The sequence below is a fragment of the Streptomyces sp. NPDC001020 genome, assembly GCF_053599115.1.
The window spans coordinates 119602-138162 of the sequence record NZ_JBSFLQ010000010.1; the positions used below are offsets into that span (position 1 = coordinate 119602).

Consider the following 18561-nt stretch of genomic DNA (forward strand, 5'->3'; position numbering starts at 1 on the left):
CCGTGGCGCCCGGGATGACGTACACCGCCCGACCGCTACGCCTTGCTGTGCGAGAACAGTTTCAGTACCGGCACGCCCACCTTGTGCCGGGCCCTCGATGCCCAGTCGCGATGGAAGAACTCCTCCACGTAGTGCGGGTCGGTCAGCACGATGACCTCGTCCGCTCCGGTCTCGCCGACCAGTGCCTTGAGCGCGTCCAGCGGGTGGTCCTCGACGAGGCGGCCCTCGGCCTCGCTGCCCGCCGCGTGCAGTGCGGACAGCGACACCTCCAGGGCCTGCCGCCCGAGGGCCGCGGCGTCCTTGCCCTCCGGGGTCTCCCGTTCGTGCGCCGCCTCGTCCAGCTCACCGAGGGCGATGTCGTCGATGGCCCGCAGCAGGCGGTCCGCCTGGTCGCCGCGGGGCTGCAGCAGGACGTGGAAGGAGACCGGTTCCTCGCCGTGCAATGTGGTGACGAACTCCACGTCGGCGGACGTGAGGGCCTTCTCGATCATCAGTACGCTCTTGAACACGACAGGCGCCCCTTCTCCTCCGAGGACCCCGCGGGGCCTCGTTTCTCCATGGGCCGTCGAGGCCCTGCGGAAACCATCCTGCCCCGTGATCTCACGTCCGGCAGTACCTGCCGAACAGGAATCCGTCCTCTTCCAGCAACGACACGAGGGTGAACCGCCTGGGCACCTCCACCGGGGGTCCCGAGGCGATCCGCTGCGCGTCGCCCGCCGTGAGCATCGGCGAGACGGTCAGGCACAGCTCGTCCAGCACCCCGGCCGCGACCAGTTGCCCCAGCAGGCGTGGGCCGCCCTCGGTCAGCAGCCGGGTCATGCCGAGGTCCGCGAGGGCGCGTACGGCGCGGGCCGGGTCCACGCTCGCGCCGTCCCCGGTGACCACCACACGGGCGCCCGCCTTCTCGGCCTCCGCCACCCGGTCCGGCGCCGCCGCCGCTCCGGTCAGGACGAGGGTGGGCACCAGGGGCGAGGTGAACAGCGGCAGCGAGTAGTCGAGGTCGAGGCTCGCGCTCACCACAGCGATCGCGGGCGCGGGCTCCTGTCCGGCCGCCCTGCGCTGTGCCGCGAAGACCTCCCGTGCGCGGGCCGGACGGTACCCCTCCTGCCGAACCGTTTCGGCACCCACCAGCACGACATCCGCGAGGGCCCGCAGCGTGCCGAAGATCCGCATGTCGGCGGCGCCGGAGATGGGCTGGGAGCGTCCTTCGTGCTGGGCGGCGCCGTCGAGCGAGGAGACCATGTTGGCGCGCAGCCAGGGCTCCCGGCCGCCGGACCGGGGCTCGGGGTAGGCGTACGCGGCAGCCAGTTCCGCCGGTGTCCACTCGCGGTCGATGCCGGGGATCTCCCCGGCCTCCGGGGCCGCACCGGGCGTCCGGGGCACTGTCTGGTCGGTCACAGGGAACAGGCGTCGCATGTCGTGCAGTGTGGCATGGCATCTAAAGTGGTGGACCGTGTCGTCCTCCACTGCCGTCTCCGAGCTCGATCCGATAGCCGCAGCGGCCCCGCTGTCCCTGTGCGCGCGCGAGCCCCATGTCCCCGCCGACCGGCTCGTCGCCGAGATGGTGCCGCCGCCGCGCTTCGACTCGGTCCGCTTCGCCACGTACATTCCGGACCCGAACCAGCCCAGCCAGAGTGAGGCCGTGCGCGTGCTCGACGGCTTCGCCGCTGGGCTCGGGGGTGCCCCCGGCCCCGCCAGACGTTCGTTCTTCGGGTTCGGGAAGGCGAAGGCCCCCAAGGCCCCGGCCGGCCCCCGTGGCGTCTACCTCGACGGCGGCTACGGCGTCGGCAAGACCCACCTCCTCGCCTCCCTGTGGCACGCGACTCCGGCCGAGCCCGCGCTGAAGGCGTTCGGCACCTTCGTGGAGCTGACGAACCTGGTCGGCGCGCTCGGCTTCCAGCAGACGGTCCGAACGCTCTCCGGGCACCGTCTGCTGTGCATCGACGAGTTCGAACTCGACGATCCCGGCGACACCGTCCTCGTCTCCACCCTGCTCCGCAAGCTCGTCGAGGCGGGCGTCGCACTCGCCGCCACCTCCAACACCCTCCCGGGCAAGCTCGGCGAGGGCCGGTTCGCCGCCGCCGACTTCCTGCGCGAGATCCAGGGCCTGTCCGCCCACTTCCGCCCGCTGCGCATCGACGGCGAGGACTACCGCCACCGTGGCCTGCCCGAGGCACCGGCCCCCTACAGCGACGAGCAGGTGACGAAGGCGGCCCACGCCACCGAGGGCGCCTCGCTCGACGACTTCCCGCACCTGCTGGAGCACCTCGCGCGCGTGCACCCCAGCCGGTACGGCGCCCTGACCGACGGCCTCCGGGCGGTCTGCCTCACCGACGTCCAGCCGATACCGGACCAGTCGACGGCACTGCGGCTCGTCGTGCTCGCGGACCGGCTCTACGACCGCGAGGTGCCGGTGCTCGCCTCCGGGCTGCCGTTCGACCAGCTGTTCAGCGAGGAGATGCTGAAGGGCGGCTATCGCAAGAAGTACTTCCGTGCGATCTCCCGCCTCACCGCCCTCGCCCGCGACGCCAAAAACCTCGTCGAACACTAGCGAAACCGAACAGACGCGCGATATCAGCGAGTCCCTCGACCCCGATGCTTCTGGGCCCGCCGACACGGCAGCGGCGGGCCCTCGCTCAGCGGACCCCGTCGGAACGGCCTGCCCTCGCCTCGCGGCCTCCGACGGAATTATCGTGGCAAGAGCAGACATATCAGGCCTCTCGATGTGAGGGCGTCATGCTCCAGGAGCTGGTGGGTGCGCTGGTCGGGGTCGGCGCCAGCGGACTCGTGTACTTGGCCGCGGCGGCACGGGTCGTCAAGCAGTACGAGCGCGGGGTGGTCTTCCGCCTCGGACGGCTCCTCGACGCTCCCCGGCCACCGGGCTTCACCATGGTGATCCCCGTCATCGACCGGCTGTACAAGGTCAACTTGCAGATCGTGACACTGCCGATCCCCGCGCAGGAGGGCATCACGCGGGACAACGTGACCGTGCGCGTGGACGCCGTCGTCTACTTCAAGGTGATCGACGCGGCGAACGCGCTCATCCAGGTCGAGGACTACCGGTTCGCGGTCTCGCAGATGGCGCAGACCTCACTGCGCTCGATCATCGGCAAGAGCGATCTGGACGATCTGCTGTCGAACCGGGAGAAGCTCAATCAGGGCCTCGAGCTGATGATCGACAGCCCGGCGGTGGGCTGGGGCGTGCAGATCGACCGGGTCGAGATCAAGGACGTGTCGCTGCCGGACGCGATGAAGCGGTCCATGGCCCGTCAGGCCGAGGCGGACCGGGAGCGCCGGGCGCGCGTCATCAACGCGGACGCGGAACTGCAGGCGTCGAAGAAGCTGGCGGAGGCCGCCGGGGTGATGGCCGCCCAGCCGGCCGCGCTCCAGCTGCGGCTGCTGCAGACCGTGGTGGCGGTCGCGGCCGAGAAGAACTCCACGCTCGTCCTGCCGTTCCCGGTGGAGCTGCTGCGGTTCCTGGAGCGGGCGGCTCAGCAGCAGGAGACACGACCGCCGTCGACCGAAGGCGCACCGGCGCCGCCCCACGAGACCGCCCCCGGGCTGCCGGACGAAACCGAGCCGGCGTTGTCGCCCGAGCCCGCCGCCGAGAAGGGGACCGCGCCACCTCTGGACACCGCACCCGCGTCCGTCACCCCCGAGAACTGACCCGCCGACGCCCGCCGCATCCTCCCCGCGGGCGACGCCGCGCCGCACGCGCATCCGCACGCGTCCGCCCGACGAGCCCGCCCGACGAGCCCGCCACAGCCTCGCGGGGACCGGCACGGCAGCCGAAAATTCGCGCGCGCCGCTCGCATGCCCCTTGCTAGCGTTCCGGGCATGCAGCGCGCGCCCTTGTGCACGACGACGCCGGAAGTGTCCCGGCGCGCTGACTGCTGACCAAAGGTCCGAAGCCCCGGGGCGAGTGCCCGGGGCTTCACCGTGTGGTCCCGGTCTCCCCCGGAGGTTCCATCGAGAGGAGACCCCGATGCACGACCACCGTCGCCTCGGCCGCGAACTCGGCCTCTTCGACACCGACCCACTGATGGGCGCCGGCCTGCCGTACTGGCTGCCCGACGGCGCCGTCGTACGGCACACCCTGGAGGAGTACGTACGGGACGCGGAGCGCCGCGCGGGCTACCTGCACGTGTACTCGCCGGTGCTCGGCAAGCGCGAGCTGTACGAGACCTCCGGGCACTGGGCGCACTACAGCGACGACATGTTCCCGCCCATGGACCTGGGCGGGGAGCAGGTTGTGCTGCGTCCGAGCCTGTGTCCCCACCACGCGCTGATCTACCGTTCCCGCTCCCACAGCTACCGTGAACTTCCTCTCCGTATCGCCGAGTTGGGAGGCATGTACCGCTCCGAACTGTCGGGGGTGCTCGGCGGACTGACCCGCGTACGCGCGATCCAGCTGAACGACGCGCATGTCTTCTGCACCCTGGACCAGGCCGTCGAGGAGGCCGCCGCCGCGCTGCGGATGATCGGCGAGGTGTACGAGGCGCTCGGCATCCGCCCGGCCCGCCACCGCCTGTCGCTGCCGGGGCCGGGCGGCAAGTACGTCGCGGACCCCGAGCTGTGGCGCCGGGCGTCGGCGATGCTGCGCGACGTCCTCGACCGCAGCGGCGTGGCGTACGAGGCCGCGGAGGGCGAAGCCGCCTTCTACGGCCCGAAGATCGACGTCCAGATCGCCGACCCGGCGGGCCGCGAGTCAACCCTGTCCACCGTGCAGATCGACTTCCACCAGCCGGAACGCTTCGACCTGCACTACATCGGCCCCGATGGCGCAAGACACCGCCCGGTGATGGTCCACCGCAGCATCATCGGCAGCCTTGAACGGGCCGTCGCCCATCTCGTCGAGGAACACGGCGGCGCCTTTCCGGCCTGGCTGGCGCCCGTTCAGGTGGCGGTCCTGCCCGTCTCCGACGCCCAGCGGGAACAGGCCGCGAAACTGGTACACCGCTGTCTGGACCGGGGCCTTCGGGCCCGCCTCGCCACCCCCGAGGAAGGCACTCTGGGCGCCCGCATCCGGGCGGCGCGGCTGGCCCCCTACCAGGCGGTGATCGGCTCCGCGGAGGCCGCGGACGACCGCGTCGCACTGCGCCTGCGCGACGGCCGCCGCCTTGAGCCACAGCCGGCCGAGGAGGCACTGCACCACATCGCCGACCTCGTCGCCCGCCGGAGCACCGCTCTCTGGGACCGGTAGGGGCCGCCCGCCGGCCCGATTCCAGCACGCGTCGGCGCGGGTTCGTCTGCCTTCGATCCGCACTGTGGCAGACGGGCCACCGCGGTGGCCCCCATAGCCGGGCCCAGGCCCTGCACGGCGGTTCGCCGCGGAGAACCGGGCAGGCAAGGATCTGCCGTCCACCGCGCTCATCGGACACGGGAGGGGATCGCTCCTACCGCACAACAGGCATGAAGCACACCCGTTGCCCTGTACACACGCCCCGCCCGTGGACGATGGTGACGGCTCGCCGCGCCCGCAAGGTCAGCGGTCGCTGACCTCCCGAGGCTTGCCTTTTTGAAGCCACTGTCGAGGCGTGCGCCGCGGCGGCCGAGCCACGATGTCGCCACCGGTCGACCTGCCGGACAGCACCACGCGCAGTCTCAGCGGAGCCTGGGGGTCGGTGACCGGCGGGACCTTGATGTCTCCGCGGCTGTAGGTGACATCGTCGGCATCGACCACGATCCCCGGTCCGGTCACCAGAGTCAGATTTCCGCCGATGCGCAGGTCCACATCGATGTGCAGGGTGTCATGGGTGACCACGGCTTCGGTGAAGTCGAGCTTCAGGTCGCTGAACTTGAGCCGGATCTCCATCCGGCGTGGAACCAGCCAGCGTCCACTGCGCTTGCCGTCTCCGAAACGCTGGTCGATCCGGATCACCTCGCGGGCCTGCGGCGGCATCCCTTCGAGCGGCAGGTCAGCCGTCAGCACCGCGAGGTCGGAGGCGGTGCGTGCCACCAATGCCGCTTCGACGCGCTCGTCCAACTCGGTCGCCGTCAACCGCCCGTCGCCGGCCGCGACCCGGAGGACCTCCACGGCCTGATCCCGGTCTCGATGAGATACCCGCAGCTCAGGCATCTGGTGGTGGGGTGAGGAATCGTCTGCTCCAGAGATGTCGGCCAGCATGGGCTCAGTGTGCTGGCACGCTCAACGGACGGGCAACCTCCGATCCAGGAAATGGGTGATTACCCTGACGGATCTCAGGGATCCGATCCAAGTCGCCCGGCTCTCCCGTAGGACAGCGCTTACCGACTTCAGTGGTTCACTCTGCCCCAGGCAGCCGGGCGGGTGACTTCACGGCCCGTACCGCCCGGCATATACACCAGATGGACATATGCGACCACTCCTCGCATTACGTTCGTATGGTGATCTCTCTTGTACGACATATCGCCCCCGCTTGTGCCCTCGTCACGGCGCTCGCCGCCTGTGCATCCACCGACTCCCCGCGACCTGTGCGGCTCGGGACGATTCCGTCGGCTGCGGCGTCGTCACTGCCCACGTTCGTACCGGGACCGGGCGGACTGACGCCCGTCTTCAAGAACGCGGCCACCCACGACAAGATCGTCGCCCTCACCTTCGACGCGGACATGACCGCGGAGCAGGGGCCACGGGCGGCGGCCGGGGAGCACTTCGACAACCCCGGACTGATGGACACGCTGCGCACACTCAAGGTGCCCGCGACCGTGTTCATGACGGGCCGGTGGGCCGACCAGTATCCCCGGCAGGCCCGGGAGATCGGACGGGACCCGCTCTTCGAGGTGGCCAACCACTCCTACAGCCACCACGCCTTCACCCACGGCTGCTTCGGGCTGCCGGCACTGCCCGAGAACCGGATGCGCTCGGACGTGGAACGGGCCGACACCGCGATCCGCAAGGCAGGTGTGGCCCATCCGATGCCGTACTTCCGCTTCCCCGGCGGCTGCTACGACAACCGGGCCCTGCACGCGGTCGGCTCGCTCGGTCTCACCGCGGTCCAGTGGGACGTGGCAAGCGGTGACGCGTTCGCGCCGGACAGGAACACGGTGGTGCGACAGGTACTGGACGGGGTGCGGCCCGGTTCCGTGGTCGTCCTGCACTGCACGCTCAGTGCCGCACCGTTGACCGAACAGGTGGTTCGCACCGTCGTGCCCGAACTGCGCAAGCAGGGCTACAGCTTCGCCAAGGTATCCACGCTGATCGGGGCGTCGGCCGGCCGACAGTGACGGAACCGGCTCGGGACCCTTCACGGCCGCTCGCCCCGCGATGATCCGATCTCCCGCCTGGCAGACTGGTACGTCGTGAGCAGCGACCAGATTTCCGCCGTCCCGGCGGCCTCCCCGCAGGGCAGCCAGGACAGTACCTCCCGTTCCGAGCGCGCCGTACTCGAGGAGGCACCGCAGTTCGTGCTGCCGCTCGTCGTGCGCATCGAGCGGGCCGCCCCTCCGGCGCGTACCGACGCCCTGGAGACCGCGGCGCGCGCGGTCCTCGTGATCCTGAGCGACGAGCGCTCGCTGGGTCAGGGAGAGTGGGCTCAGGCGATACGGGACTGGCAGGACACCAGGATCCGCAAGGTGGTGCGCCGGGCGCGCGGTGCGGAGTGGCGGCGGGCGGAGTCGCTGCCGGGCATCACGGTGACGGGCAAGTCGGCGGAGGTCAGGGCCTTCCCGCCCGTCCCGCTGGACGGCTGGCCCAAGGACCTTTCCCGGCTGCAGGTGTCGGGCACGGACCTCGACGAGCCGGAGCCGCCCATGAAGGCGGCCCCGGCTGCCCCCGTGCTCTGGCTGAACCCTGACCTGGAGATGTCGGCGGGCAAAGCGATGGCCCAGGTCGGCCACGGCGCCCAGCTCGCCTGGTGGGCCCTGCCGGACGAGCAGCGCGCGTCCTGGCATGACGCGGGCTTCACCCTCGCCGTCCGCACCGCCGACCCGCTGTGCTGGCGCGAACTGACCGCGTCCGGCCTGCCCGTGGTGAGGGACGCGGGCTACACGGAGATCGCCCCCGGGAGTTGCACCGTGGTGGCGGACCATCCGGCGCTGCGGAACTGACCGCTCGCTCATCCCGGGGCGAGCCGGGCACGGTCACCACCGACCGAGTCGGAACCCGTCGGCTCGGACACCGTGCTGCGGTAGGCGCAGGCTGACCGGCGCCCAGCGGGCGGAACCTCAAATGCTGCTCTGAACGTCCCTGCGGAGGGGTTCGGTCCCGGCAGCCGGGGCCATGACTTCTACGCACCGGCGGTCCGTCGAGAAGGGGGCGATGATGCGGCTGGGGACGGGAATCGGGTGGCGGCCGGAGATCGCCGACACCGTGGAGGGCATGCCGGGTATCGACTGGGTCGAAGCCGTGGCCGAGAACATGTGCCCCGGGCACCTCCACGAATCTCTGCTGCGGCTGCGCGAGCGCGGCGTCACCGTCGTTCCGCACGGCGTCTCCCTCGGCCTCGGCGGCGCGGACCGGCCCGACGAGACACGACTGACCGCCCTCGCCGAGCGCGCTCAAGCCCTGGATTCGCCACTGGTCACCGAGCACATCGCGTTCGTACGGGCGGGCGGACCCCTGACCGCTTCGGCACCGCTGGAGGCCGGCCATCTGCTCCCGGTCCCGCGGACCCGGGACGCGCTGGACGTCCTGTGCGAGAACATACGCATCGCACAGGACGCGCTGCCCGTCCCGCTCGCCGTGGAGAACATCGCGGCGCTGATCTCCTGGCCGAACGAGGAGATGACCGAGGGACAGTTCCTGTACGAGGTGGCCGACCGCACAGGCGTACGGCTGCTGATCGACGTCGCGAACCTTCACACCAATCACGTCAACCGGGGTGAAGACCCGGCCAGGGCACTGGACGAACTGCCCGTCGAGGCCCTCGCGTACGTCCATGTCGCGGGCGGCTTCGAACGCGACGGCGTCTGGCACGACAGCCACGCCCACCCGGTGCCACAGCCGGTCCTCGACATTCTGACCGACCTCGCGTCCCGGACGACCCCGCCCGGCGTCCTGCTGGAACGCGACGACAACTTCCCTGAACCCGTCGAGCTGGAGCGGGAGTTGACGACCATCCGGGAGACAGTGGAGAAGGCGGCCGTCAGGGCCGGGAACCGGTCGGCGAACCCTGGGCCGCGCCCCGCGGACCCGCTGCCGGAGGGTGGGCTGTGGCGGGGCCCCGCCGCAACTGCCCCGGCTCGTCAGCGGCTCGCGCTCGCGCAGGCCGCGCTGCTCTCCTCGCTCGTCGCCGGCACCCCCGTGCCGGAGGCGTTCGACCGGGTGCGGCTCGGTGTGCAGGCGCGTGCCCTCGCCGCCAAGCGGGCGGGGGTCGTGGCGAAGGTCGCGCCCGAGTTGCCCGAGATCCTCGGGGACACGTACCGGCCCGCCTTCCTCGCGTACGCCCACAGCCACCCCATGACCGGCGGCTATCGGCGCGACGCCCTCGACTTCGCCGGGCAGTTGCTGCTCCCCGGGCGACTGGAGGACGCCCACACGCGGCGCCGGTTGCGCGAATGGTGGCTGGAGCGTTCGGGCCCGACCCCGCCGTCCCGGCACCCCGCGGCCCGGCTGGTCCGCGCCACGCGCCGGGCCCTCCTACGGCAGTTGGCGTAAACCGCGCGGTACTTCGCCGACGCGTGCTTGGAGCGCACTAGCGTGCGGTGCCGCAAGCAGGAGGCACCATGCGATCCAGACCTGTCAACGCCCGCGGAATCCTCAGTGGCACCGGGCTCATCATCGCCTTGCTCGCGGTGACCCTCATCGCACTGATCTTCCCGGTCTGGTCCTACGCGGACCGCTCCGGCACCGGCCTGGACGCCCTCGCCGCCCAGACCGTGCCGACGAAGTTCGGCCCGCTGTCCGCGCTGGACCGGGACTTCGTCGACCGGGTCCGGCTCGCCGGGCTGTGGGAACTGCCGGCCGGGCAGCAGGCCGAGCAGAAAGGCACCAGCCAGGCTGTGCGCACCGCGGGCGAGCACCTAGTCGAGGGCCACACCGTCCTGGACGACCGCGTCCGGGACGTCGCCGCGCGCCTCGCGCTCGCGCTGCCCAACCAGCCGAGCGCACAACAGCGCCAATGGCTCGAGACCCTGGAGGCGGCCCAGGGCGAGGAGTACGACCGCGACTTCGTCAACATCCTGCGCCGGGCCCACGGCAAGGTCTTCACCATCGTCGCCCAGGTCCGCGCCGCCACGCGCAACTCGCTCGTGCGTGCCCTCGCGGAGGACGCGAACACCGTCGTCCTGGACCACATCAAGATCCTGGAGGCCACCGGCTACGTGGACTTCGACGCGCTGGCCCAGGACGCGGCCACCGTCGGCCCGCCCCCGCTCACCAGCTCCCCCGCCCTGCCCGGGCCCACGGACCACCCCGGCACTCCGGTCCCGGTGACCCCGTCGCCGCCCTACTCGCTTCCGCCGGCCGCTTCCCGTCCGCCGCCGTGACACCGGACCGGCCTCAGAGGAGCGTCGTACGGCACGGCAGACGAGCGGGCGAGCCTTGCGGCGGCTCGTGCCGCGCCTTCCGGAGGCATCCGGGAAGCACGACATCGGCCGCCGCGTGGCAGCGCCTTCGGTCAGGCGAGCCCGGCGACGAGGTCCGCGACCGACCTGCGGCGCCCGGTGAAGAACGGCACCTCCTCGCGGACGTGCATCCGGGCCTCGGAGCCGCGCAGGTGGCGCATGAGGTCGACGATGCGGTACAGCTCGTCGGCCTCGAAGGCCAGCATCCACTCGTAGTCACCAAGGGCGAACGAGGCGACCGTGTTGGCCCGCACATCCGGGAAGCCGCGGGCCATCTTGCCGTGGTCCGCGAGCATACGGCGGCGGTCCTCGTCGGCCAGCAGATACCAGTCGTACGAACGCACGAACGGGTAGACGCAGATGTAGTTGCGCGGCGTCTCGTCGGCGAGGAAGGCTGGGATGTGCGAGCGGTTGAACTCGGCGGGGCGGTGCAGCGCCATGTTCGACCACACCGGCTCCATGGCGCGGCCCAGCTTCGTGCGGCGGAAGAGGTTGTACGCCTCCTGCAGCTCGTCGCTGGTCTCCGCGTGCCACCAGATCATGAGATCGGCTTCGGCACGCAGGCCCGACACGTCGTACGTACCGCGGATGGTCACGCCTTTCGCGGTGAGCTGGTCGAACAGCTCCTGGACCTCGTCGGCGTAATCCGCGCGGTCCTCGGGCAGCACGTCCTTCAGCTGGAAGACCGACCACAGCGTGTAACGAATGACCTCGTTGAGGTCCTTGGCCAGCTTGCCCTTGTTCGGGATCCTGCCGGACTCGGTGGTGGGGGCGTCGTCACTCATGTTCCTATTCTCCTGCTCCGCCATGAAGGCTCTGCACCGGGTTCGCGGTGAGTTCCTCCACACCGCGCAGGTCACCGCCGAGCTGGTCCACAGCCGCGTACGCACTCGCGATACACGCCGGGATGCCGACGCCGTCGTAGGCCGCACCACACAGGGCCAGCCCCGCAAGCTCCGCGACATGTTCGCGGATGCGGGCCACGCGCGCGTGGTGGCCGACGGGGTACTGGGGCAGGCCGTCGGTCCAGCGAGTGACGCGGGTCTCGACCGGAGCGGCGTCCAGGCCGGTCGCCTTGCGCAGGTCGTGCCGCGAGAGGGCCACGAGGTCGGCGTCGTCGCGCGCCAGGACCTCCGTCTCGCCGTACCGGCCGACGGACGTCCTCAGCACGACCAGGTCCGGGTTCTCGTCGGCGAGCCAGCCCCACTTCTGCGAGGCGAAGGTCGACGCCTTGATCGTGTGCCCGTCGACCGGCGGCACCAGGAAGCCGCTGCCTTCGGGGAGGGCGACGTCCGCGCGGCGGTAGGCGAGGGTGATGAGGGCCATGGAGGCGTACTCGACGGCGCGCAGCTCATCGGCGGCCTCAGGGGACGCGGCGCGCAGCAGGCGGGCTGCCTCCTGGGCGGGCGCGGCGACGACCACGGCATCCGCCTCCAGGGTCTGGTCCCCGATCAGGACCTTCCACCCCTCGGGGGTGCGGTTCAGTCCGTCCGCCATGGTCTTCAGGAGGATCTCGCCGCCCCGCGCCCGCACGGACTGAGCGACGGCGAGCGGGAGCTGGCCGACACCGCCCTCGATGCCCATGAAAACGGGGCCCGTCTGCGGCGCCGCGGCGGCCTTCGTCTGGATCTCGCGGACCGCTTCCGTCAGCGAGTCGTGTTCCCTGGCGGCCTGGAAAAGCTGTGGGACGGCCGAGCGCATCGAGATGCGGTACGCGTCACCCGCGTACACCCCACCGAGCAGCGGCTCCACCAGGCGGTCCACTACCTCACAGCCGAGGCGCGCCGCCACGTACTCCCCCACCGCCACGTCGTCGCCGACCTCCGTGCGCGGCAGTTCCGCATCGCGCTCGATGCGGCGCAGTCCCTCGTCGGACAGGACACCCGACAGCGCGGACGCGGCGCCGGGAACGCCCATGACGTGTCCCTTGGGCATCGGCCGCAGGGCGCCGCGCGTCCAGATCGAGGCCGTCGCCGTGGCCGGAGGCTGGAGGCGGTCCGCGAGGCCGACCTCGCGGGCCAGCGCCACCGCCTCGGGCCGCCGCGCCAGCATCGACTCGGCACCGAGATCCACCCGAACGCCCGCGATCTGCCCGGGCAGCAGCTTTCCGCCGACCCGGTCCGACGCCTCCAGGACCGTCACACGCGCGCCCCGGTCCAGCAGCCGGTGGGCAGCGGCCAGCCCCGCGATCCCGCCTCCGATGACAACGACATGCCCCGCGCCCGCGCGGGCCTCCCTTGCACTCATGCCCCCCAGCCTCTCAGACCTGGCGGACACCCCCGCATGGGCCGGGTGACCCTGTCGAGTCCCGGCCGTGGCCCCAACCCGCCTGGGCCGGGTGTCCCCGCCGAGTCCCGACCGTGACCTCATCGGGATCAAATCCGGCCAACGTTCCGGCCGGGTCAGACGTCGAAGAAGCATCCGTTCCGACAACCCTCGGGGGTATGCCCGCATGCACACTCCACGCTCCGTACGACCGGTCCGGTTACTGGCCGCGACACTGCTCGCCGCCGCGCTCGCGCTCGCGGGTTGCAGCGCCGACTCCAACGACAAGAGCTCCGGCGGCGACTCCAAGGCCGCCGCGCCCGGCGCCCAGCGGCAGGGTGCCGCCGACAGCGCCACGGCCGGCGGCGCCAAGGGCCGCTCAGGCGCGCCCCAGGTCACCGCGAACCGCATCATCCGTACGGCGTCCCTGACCGTGCAGGTCAAGGACGTGCCCAAGGCACTCGGCGAGGCACGGACAACCGCCGAGAACGCGGGCGGGTTCGTCGGCAGCGAGAGCACCAGCCACGACACCGAGGGCCATGAACGCACCCGGCTCGTCCTGCGTGTGCCCAGCGAGAAGTACGACGAGGTGCTCACCGAACTTCAGGGCGCGGGCAAGCTCGTCGAGCGCACCGCCAATGCCAAGGACGTCACCGACCAGGTCGTCGACGTGGACAGCCGCATCAAGTCGCAGCGCGCCAGCGTGGCGCGGGTGCGCGAGCTGATGGACAGGGCGACCAAGCTCAGCGATGTGGTCGCCCTGGAAGGGGAACTGAGTTCCCGTGAGGCCGATCTGGAGGCGCTACTGGCCCAGCAGGCGTCCCTGAAGGACCGCACCAGCCTCGCCACCATCACCCTCTCCTTGTCCGAGACGCCGGTGAAGAAGGGAACGAAGGACGACCGGCCGGGCTTCGTGGACGCGCTGGCGGGCGGCTGGCACGTCTTCGTCACCCTGCTGCGGTGGATCGCCGTGGCGGTGGGCGCGGCGCTCCCCTTCATGGTGCTGGCGGGGCTGCTGGTGCTGGTGTGGGTGCGGCTCGTGCGCCGACGGTTGTCACCGCGTACGGTCCCGGTGGCCCATGCGGCACCCGAGAACACAGGACAGAGCGAGGAGCCTTGAAACAGCCCTCCCCCGTAGCGTGTTCGTATGAATATGAGTCGTACGAGCCACACGAAAGAGCGCCTGGTCGTGATCGGGGGCGACGCGGCGGGCATGTCCGCCGCGTCGCAGGCGCGTCGTCTCAAAGGCCCCGACGAACTGGAGATCGTGGCGTTCGAACGCGGTCACTTCTCCTCGTTCTCGGCGTGCGGAATCCCGTACTGGGTGGGCGGTGACGTCGCCACACGGGACGAGCTGATCGCACGGACACCCGAGGAGCACCGGGCCCGCGACATCGATCTGCGGATGCGGACGGAGGTCACGGAGATCGATGTCGCGCGCGCACGCGTCCGCGCGCGAGACGTCGATTCAGGGACCGAGGCGTGGACGCCGTACGACAAACTCGTGATCGCGACCGGTGCGCGCCCCATCCGCCCCGACCTGCCCGGCGCCGACGCTCCGGGGGTGCACGGGGTGCAGACGCTGGACGACGGCCAGGCACTCCTGGACACGCTGGCCGCCACGAAGGGGCGGCGCGCGGTCGTCGTGGGCGCGGGCTACATCGGCGTGGAGATGGCCGAGGCGTTGATCAACCGCGGCTACGAGGTCACCGTCGTCAACCGCGGCAGCGAACCCATGGCCACGCTCGACCCGGACATGGGCCGGCTCGTGCACCGGGCCATGGAGAACCTGGGCATCACCATGGTGAACGACGCGGAGGTCACCAAGATCCTCACCGGCGACGACGGCCGCGTCCGGGCCATCGGCACGGACGCCGCCGAGTACCCGGCGGACGTGGCGGTCCTCGGCATCGGTGTACGCCCCGAGACCGCGCTCGCGAAGTCCGCCGGGCTGCCGCTCGGCGACCACGGCGGGCTGCTCACCGACCTCGCGATGCGGGTGCGCGGCCACGAGAACATCTGGGCCGGAGGCGACTGCGTCGAGGTCCTCGACCTGGTCTCCGGACGTGAGCGGCACATCGCCCTGGGCACGCACGCCAACAAGCACGGGCAGGTCATCGGCACCAACGCGGGCGGCGGCTACGCCACGTTTCCCGGCGTCGTCGGCACGGCCGTCAGCAAGGTCTGCAACCTGGAGATCGCCCGCACCGGTCTGCGCGAGAAAGACGCGCGGCGGGCGGGGCTCCAGTACGAGACGGTCACCATCGAGTCGACCAGTCGCGCGGGCTACTACCCGAGCGCCGCGCCCATGACCGTGAAGATGCTCGCCGAACGCCGCACCGGACGGCTTCTCGGTGTCCAGATCGTCGGCCGGGAGGGCGCGGCCAAGCGCGTGGACATCGCGGCGGTGGCACTGACCGCACGGATGACGGTCGAGGAGATGACGGCTCTGGACCTGGGTTACGCGCCCCCGTTCTCCCCGGTGTGGGACCCCATTTTGGTGGCGGCGAGGAAGGCGGCCACGGCGGTACGGAAGAACGCCGGGTGAGGAGACGTCCCGCACGGGCGCGGGGCCGGTTCTCATGCGGCTCCGCCGTGTGAACGCCGTCCCCGCGCCGCGGGCGGCCGAGGAGAAATACGCACGTCTGGAGCGCCGCGTTCACCGATTCGCCGGGCTCATCCCGGGCACTACTTCCTTGTGGTCATCCCCGTACGTGACGTGAACCCGCTGCGCCGTACGCCCTATGTGACGTACGCGCTGATCGCCGCCAACATCGTCGTCTTCCTGTTCACCCCCGGCATAGCGGGTTCGGTGGCGGGGCAGAGCGACCTCTCCCAGCTCTGTCATCTCCAGGCGTTCCTCGATCAGTACGCGGCGGTGCCGCGGGAGTTGATCCACGATCAGTTGCCGCAGCTCGTGCCCACCGGCGAGGTCGGCGTCGGCCCGCACGGGGCGGGCTGTGTGGTGGCCCCGCCGAGCTACCACAAGTCGCCGCCCGTCTCGGTCTTCACGGCGATGTTCCTGCACGGCAGCTGGCTGCACCTGCTGGGCAACATGTTGTTCCTGCTGATCTTCGGCAACAACATCGAGGACCGCATGGGCCACGTGCGCTATCTGCTGTTCTACGTGGCCTGCGGGTACGCGGCCGCATACGGATTCGCTCTCACGAACCCCAGCTCCGCCGATCCCCTGATCGGCGCTTCGGGAGCCATCGCCGGCGTCCTCGGCGCCTACCTGGTGCTCTACCCGAGGGTGCGCGTCTGGGTCCTGGTGCCGTTCCTGCTGTTCCTGCCGCTGCGGCTGCCCGCGTGGATCGTCCTCGGCTTCTGGTTCGTACTGCAGGCGATCTACTCGTCCGGTACCGCCGTCTCCGCGGCCGGGACCGTGGCGTACGCGGCTCACGTGGTCGGCTTCGTCGTGGGCATGCTGCTCGCCTGGCCCCTCAAACCGGGCACCCATCGGCCGCCCGAACCGCGCGGGCCGCTGTGGGGCAGGCAAGCGCGGACCGGGTGGTGAGTCGGCGGTCGGTACGAGGGCCCGGCGGGGCGGATCAGCGGGCCGTCTGTGCGTGGACGTACTCCACGACGCGGGTGAGGGCGTCCGGGTCGGTGGACGGCATGACGCCGTGGCCGAGGTTGAAGACGTGGCCTTCGAGACCGGCGGCCGCGTCGAGCACCTCGCGGGTCTTGGCCTCGACGGCCTCCTGCGGGGCGAAGAGGATCGCCGGGTCGAGGTTGCCCTGGAGTGCCTTGCCGGGACCGACGCGGCGGGCGGCCTCGTCGAGCGGGACGCGCCAGTCGACGCCGACGACGTCCGCGCCGGCTTCGCCCATCAGGCCGAGCAGCTCGCCGGTGCCGACGCCGAAGTGGATGCGGGGGACGCCGTACTCCTCGACGGCCCGGAAGACCTTGGCCGAGGCGGGCAGGACCGAGCGGCGGTAGTCGACCGGGGCGAGCGCGCCGGCCCAGGAGTCGAAGAGCTGCACCGCTGAGGCGCCCGCTTCGATCTGGACCTTGAGGAAGGCGGCCGTGATGTCCGCGAGCCGGTCCAGCAGGTCGGCCCACAGCTGCGGGTCGCCGTGCATCAGCGCCTTGGTGTGCTCGTAGGTCCGCGACGGACCGCCTTCGATGAGGTAGCTCGCGAGCGTGAAGGGGGCACCCGCGAAGCCGATCAGCGGGGTGGCTCCCAGTTCGGCGGTGAGCAGTCGGACGGCCTCCGTGACATACGACACGTCCTCGGGGGTCAGGTCGCGCAGCCGGACCAGGTCGGCGCGGGAGCGGACCGGGTTCTCGACGACCGGGCCTACGCCGGGCTTGATGTCGAGGTCGATGCCGATGGCCTTGAGGGGGACGACGATGTCACTGAAGTAGATCGCCGCGTCCACGCGGTGCCGACGGACCGGCTGCAGTGTGATCTCCGTGACCAGTTCGGGCCGCATGCAGGACTCGAGCATGGGGATGCCCTCGCGCACCTTGCGGTACTCGGGCAGGGAACGCCCGGCCTGCCGCATGAACCACACCGGCGTGTGGGGCACTGGCTCGCGCCTGCACGCCTTCAGGAAGGCGGAGTCGTACGTCGCTGTCGGCTGGCCCGTCGCAGGGCGGTGATTGGCACTCACGCCGAAAGTCTCGCACGGCGCGCGGGCGAGGAACTCCCGGGGCAAGCCCCGGACGAAAGGGGTGTCCCGCAAGGGGCGTGGAGCCGCGACGCCCTACGGTTGAGCCGCGTGGGCGCGACGGCCCACCGGGCCCGCAGCCGCCGTCCGACAGCGCCTTACGACACCCGTCCACGACCGTCGTCACCAGGAGCCACGGCCGAAGCCGCCCCTTGCCGTTCCCGGCCAAACCGCCGGGGGCAATCCCTGCGAAGGCGCTTTCTTCCCCTTACCCTTCCCCGCATGGCTGCGGCTCAGGGACGACTGACGGACAACGCTGGCGGAATGGACGAAGCGCAGGAGGGGGAAGCGGATGCGACGGAGACGGTTCCGCCCCCCTTCCGTGCCGCGGTCGACGCGCTGCGGGCCGCGCGGTTGCGGCCGGAGGTCGAGATCGAGCCCGTACGCCCGCCGCAGCGGCTCGCCCCATACGCGTACGCGCTGGAGGCCGCGGTCGTCCAGGACGGCGACGACCTGGCCGACGGGCGCCTCGTCCTGCTGCACGACCCCGCCGGACACGGTGCCTGGCAGGGTTCCTTCCGTCTGGTGACGCTGGTGCGCGCGGAGCTCGAACCCGAGATGGCCGCGGACCCGCTGCTGCCCGACGTGTGCTGGTCCTGGCTGACCGGCGCGCTCCAGGCCCGCGGGCTGCCCTTCGGCGAGCCGAGCGGCACCGTCACGCGCGCGAGCTCCCACTACTTCGGCGGGCTCGCCGCACGCCCGGCCGCCTCCCAGATCGAGATCCGCGCCTCCTGGACGCCCCGCGAGGGCCCCGGCGGCGCCCCGGACACAGCCGCCCACCTGGCCTCCTGGTGCGATCTGCTGTCCCAGGTGGCCGGCCTGCCCCCGGCGGGCCAGGGAGACCCCTCGGTGGTGACCCTGCCGCAGCGCCGGGGGCCGCGGCCCCGCTGACGCCGCCGATCGTTCCGGCCGGCCCCGGTGAAGGCCGTGCCGTAGGTGCCGCCATGACGCATTCCCTGTCAACTCTGCATTGACAGTTCTTGCCATCTCTTTGTCGATACGGCCACTTTCGACCCCGTATCGACACAGGAGTGCACCCAATCGATCTTCGATTGATCGCTCGCTCGTCCGAATTGCACGGATTGTTACTCACCAAATCGTGATCATTCCCTAAAGGAGCACGAGTTTGATGCCGAAG

The 18561-nt window shown here is 71.1% G+C and carries 17 protein-coding genes; 11 read left to right on the forward strand and 6 right to left on the reverse strand.

Translation table 11 applies throughout. The annotated features are described in order from the left end of the window. Nucleotides 1-35 precede the first annotated feature (35 nt). Complete coding sequence (locus tag ACWDEX_RS12295) at nucleotides 36-509, reverse strand: indole-3-glycerol phosphate synthase (protein WP_450463190.1); 474 nt, start codon at nucleotides 507-509, stop codon at nucleotides 36-38. Between the two features lie 91 nt (nucleotides 510-600). Further along, on the reverse strand, nucleotides 601-1416 hold the full coding sequence (locus ACWDEX_RS12300) for a pyrimidine reductase family protein (RefSeq protein ID WP_450463191.1): 816 nt from the start codon (nucleotides 1414-1416) through the stop codon (nucleotides 601-603). A gap of 37 nt (nucleotides 1417-1453) precedes the next feature. Here ACWDEX_RS12300 and zapE point away from each other — a divergent pair, with 37 nt between their 5' ends. The 3 genes from zapE to thrS all read left to right on the forward strand — a co-directional run bounded on the left by zapE (nucleotide 1454) and on the right by thrS (nucleotide 5203). Next, nucleotides 1454-2551, forward strand: a complete 1098-nt coding sequence (gene zapE / locus ACWDEX_RS12305; protein WP_450463192.1) for a cell division protein ZapE — start codon at nucleotides 1454-1456, stop codon at nucleotides 2549-2551. Nucleotides 2552-2736: 185 nt separating this feature from the next. Then, nucleotides 2737-3666, forward strand: coding sequence for a slipin family protein (locus tag ACWDEX_RS12310; RefSeq protein ID WP_450463193.1), 930 nt, complete (start codon nucleotides 2737-2739; stop codon nucleotides 3664-3666). A 256-nt stretch (nucleotides 3667-3922) separates the two neighbouring features. After that, entirely contained in the window at nucleotides 3923-5203 is a 1281-nt protein-coding gene (thrS, locus tag ACWDEX_RS12315; RefSeq protein ID WP_450463194.1) for a threonine--tRNA ligase, read from the forward strand. A gap of 282 nt (nucleotides 5204-5485) precedes the next feature. Here the strand turns inward: thrS and ACWDEX_RS12320 are convergent, their stop codons facing one another. Further along, on the reverse strand, nucleotides 5486-6127 hold the full coding sequence (locus ACWDEX_RS12320) for a DUF1707 SHOCT-like domain-containing protein (RefSeq protein WP_450463195.1): 642 nt from the start codon (nucleotides 6125-6127) through the stop codon (nucleotides 5486-5488). Between the two features lie 239 nt (nucleotides 6128-6366). Between ACWDEX_RS12320 and ACWDEX_RS12325 the strand changes: the two genes are divergently transcribed. The 4 genes from ACWDEX_RS12325 (at nucleotide 6367) to ACWDEX_RS12340 (ending at nucleotide 10404) form a co-directional block, all read left to right on the forward strand. Further along, nucleotides 6367-7203: a polysaccharide deacetylase family protein gene (locus tag ACWDEX_RS12325; protein WP_450463280.1), complete on the forward strand. Its 837-nt coding sequence runs from the start codon at nucleotides 6367-6369 to the stop codon at nucleotides 7201-7203. Nucleotides 7204-7278: 75 nt separating this feature from the next. Continuing rightward, entirely contained in the window at nucleotides 7279-8025 is a 747-nt protein-coding gene (locus ACWDEX_RS12330; protein WP_450463196.1) for an aminoacyl-tRNA hydrolase, read from the forward strand. Nucleotides 8026-8236: 211 nt separating this feature from the next. Then, nucleotides 8237-9574: a DUF692 domain-containing protein gene (locus ACWDEX_RS12335; RefSeq protein ID WP_450463281.1), complete on the forward strand. Its 1338-nt coding sequence runs from the start codon at nucleotides 8237-8239 to the stop codon at nucleotides 9572-9574. Between the two features lie 68 nt (nucleotides 9575-9642). Further along, complete coding sequence (locus ACWDEX_RS12340) at nucleotides 9643-10404, forward strand: DUF4142 domain-containing protein (protein ID WP_450463197.1); 762 nt, start codon at nucleotides 9643-9645, stop codon at nucleotides 10402-10404. A gap of 131 nt (nucleotides 10405-10535) precedes the next feature. On the opposite strand, the gene hemQ is transcribed toward ACWDEX_RS12340, so the two are convergent. Beyond that, nucleotides 10536-11267, reverse strand: a complete 732-nt coding sequence (hemQ, locus tag ACWDEX_RS12345; RefSeq protein ID WP_450463198.1) for a hydrogen peroxide-dependent heme synthase — start codon at nucleotides 11265-11267, stop codon at nucleotides 10536-10538. Nucleotides 11268-11271: 4 nt separating this feature from the next. Beyond that, the gene (hemG, locus tag ACWDEX_RS12350; protein WP_450463199.1) at nucleotides 11272-12729 is read right to left on the reverse strand and encodes a protoporphyrinogen oxidase; all 1458 of its coding nucleotides are present in this window, start codon (nucleotides 12727-12729) and stop codon (nucleotides 11272-11274) included. A gap of 205 nt (nucleotides 12730-12934) precedes the next feature. On the opposite strand from hemG, the gene ACWDEX_RS12355 reads away from it, so the two are divergent. From ACWDEX_RS12355 to ACWDEX_RS12365, 3 genes are all read left to right on the forward strand, one after another. Then, nucleotides 12935-13867, forward strand: a complete 933-nt coding sequence (locus ACWDEX_RS12355) for a DUF4349 domain-containing protein (protein ID WP_450463200.1) — start codon at nucleotides 12935-12937, stop codon at nucleotides 13865-13867. Between the two features lie 27 nt (nucleotides 13868-13894). Next, on the forward strand, nucleotides 13895-15295 hold the full coding sequence (locus ACWDEX_RS12360; protein ID WP_450463201.1) for an FAD-dependent oxidoreductase: 1401 nt from the start codon (nucleotides 13895-13897) through the stop codon (nucleotides 15293-15295). Nucleotides 15296-15445: 150 nt separating this feature from the next. Next, the gene (locus ACWDEX_RS12365) at nucleotides 15446-16264 is read left to right on the forward strand and encodes a rhomboid family intramembrane serine protease (protein ID WP_450463202.1); all 819 of its coding nucleotides are present in this window, start codon (nucleotides 15446-15448) and stop codon (nucleotides 16262-16264) included. A 34-nt stretch (nucleotides 16265-16298) separates the two neighbouring features. Here ACWDEX_RS12365 and hemE read toward each other — a convergent pair whose 3' ends face one another. Next, the gene (gene hemE / locus ACWDEX_RS12370; protein WP_450463203.1) at nucleotides 16299-17366 is read right to left on the reverse strand and encodes a uroporphyrinogen decarboxylase; all 1068 of its coding nucleotides are present in this window, start codon (nucleotides 17364-17366) and stop codon (nucleotides 16299-16301) included. A gap of 279 nt (nucleotides 17367-17645) precedes the next feature. On the opposite strand from hemE, the gene ACWDEX_RS12375 reads away from it, so the two are divergent. Next, the gene (locus tag ACWDEX_RS12375) at nucleotides 17646-18314 is read left to right on the forward strand and encodes a DUF3000 domain-containing protein (RefSeq protein WP_450463204.1); all 669 of its coding nucleotides are present in this window, start codon (nucleotides 17646-17648) and stop codon (nucleotides 18312-18314) included. Nucleotides 18315-18561 lie beyond the last annotated feature (247 nt).

Bases quoted from the DNA above. Each gene is read 5' to 3' on its own strand.
- ACWDEX_RS12320 (WP_450463195.1), bottom strand. From the start codon at position 6,127: ATGCTGGCCGACATCTCTGGAGCAGACGATTCCTCACCCCACCACCAG.
- ACWDEX_RS12355 (WP_450463200.1), top strand. From the start codon at position 12,935: ATGCACACTCCACGCTCCGTACGACCGGTCCGGTTACTGGCCGCGACA.
- ACWDEX_RS12375 (WP_450463204.1), top strand. From the start codon at position 17,646: ATGGCTGCGGCTCAGGGACGACTGACGGACAACGCTGGCGGAATGGAC.
- ACWDEX_RS12335 (WP_450463281.1), top strand. From the start codon at position 8,237: ATGATGCGGCTGGGGACGGGAATCGGGTGGCGGCCGGAGATCGCCGAC.
- hemQ (WP_450463198.1), bottom strand. From the start codon at position 11,267: ATGAGTGACGACGCCCCCACCACCGAGTCCGGCAGGATCCCGAACAAG.
- hemG (WP_450463199.1), bottom strand. From the start codon at position 12,729: ATGAGTGCAAGGGAGGCCCGCGCGGGCGCGGGGCATGTCGTTGTCATC.
- ACWDEX_RS12300 (WP_450463191.1), bottom strand. From the start codon at position 1,416: ATGCGACGCCTGTTCCCTGTGACCGACCAGACAGTGCCCCGGACGCCC.
- ACWDEX_RS12360 (WP_450463201.1), top strand. From the start codon at position 13,895: ATGAATATGAGTCGTACGAGCCACACGAAAGAGCGCCTGGTCGTGATC.
- ACWDEX_RS12340 (WP_450463197.1), top strand. From the start codon at position 9,643: ATGCGATCCAGACCTGTCAACGCCCGCGGAATCCTCAGTGGCACCGGG.
- ACWDEX_RS12310 (WP_450463193.1), top strand. From the start codon at position 2,737: ATGCTCCAGGAGCTGGTGGGTGCGCTGGTCGGGGTCGGCGCCAGCGGA.